The organism is Fulvivirga lutimaris (genome assembly GCF_009711525.1).
GTDB lineage: Bacteria > Bacteroidota > Bacteroidia > Cytophagales > Cyclobacteriaceae > Fulvivirga > Fulvivirga lutimaris.
Genome location: NZ_SMLV01000242.1, coordinates 6,573 through 7,543, shown reverse-complemented (window position 1 = coordinate 7,543; position 971 = coordinate 6,573). Strand labels below are relative to the sequence as shown.

Annotated in this window: 1 protein-coding gene; it reads left to right on the top strand. The window is 36.0% G+C overall.

All coding sequences use genetic code 11. The features are described from left to right. Positions 1-904, top strand: a 904-nt coding sequence (locus E1140_RS03090; protein WP_155178935.1) for a LysR family transcriptional regulator, incomplete at its 5' end; no start/stop codon positions are given. Between the last annotated feature and the right edge of the window lie 67 nt (positions 905-971).

Below are 971 nucleotides of genomic sequence, written 5' to 3'. Positions count from 1 at the left end.
AAGACACGTCCAATATTTTCTCACCTTGGCCGAAGAACTTCACTTTAGAAGAGCGGCAGAAAAGCTATTTATAGCCCAGCCTGCTTTAACTCGTCAAATAAAAAATCTGGAACAAGAATTAGGAACGGTGCTTTTCAAACGAGATAAGCGAAATGTTTCACTCACTCCTTCTGGGAGATTTCTTCAACAGGAAGGTTATCAGTTATTGAAAAAGGTGGAGATGATCAAATCTTCTATTGCTGATATGGGATCAACTTTGACAGGTGTTGTTAATATAGGCTGTATCGGATCAGCAATGACTCAAATTTTGCCTCATCTGATTAACGAGATGGGCGAGCAATTTCCAAAAGTGAAAACGAACATTGTTGAAACTACAACCCTCAATCTACTCAATCAGTTGCTTGACGGGCAAATAGATATAATGATAGGCAGACCTCACAAAGAAATTTCAAATGTGCATTCAGAAAAAATTTTTACGGACTCCACTCTTTTGGTGATAGCAAACAACAGTAAATGGAATATTAACGAAAATTCAAATGTTTCTGAATTGATGGATATTCCTTTCATTATTTTCCCTAGGTCAGCGGGGACTTTTTTTCGTGATCAGATTATAAACATATGTAGTTATCATGGTTTCTCTCCTCAGGTTATGCATGAAAGTATAAATGCCTTCTCAATCCTTAAATTGGTGGAAAAGGATATTGGAATATCAGTAATGCCTAAAAGCATAACACAAGGTTATAACTTACAAGTAAATTATTTGGAGATAGATCGACTAAACATTCCTTTAGAAATGGTGGTCTCTTATCGAACTGATCTTGAAAATGAGTTACCGAGAACCATTGCACAAATGATAAACAGACACGCATTGGATGATAAGCTCAATGAACAGACCGAGTCATAAGGAAAATTTGATTTACCTGAAAGGGGCTTTTTGCACAGCAAAAATTTAAATTTCTACAAGCCTTTAA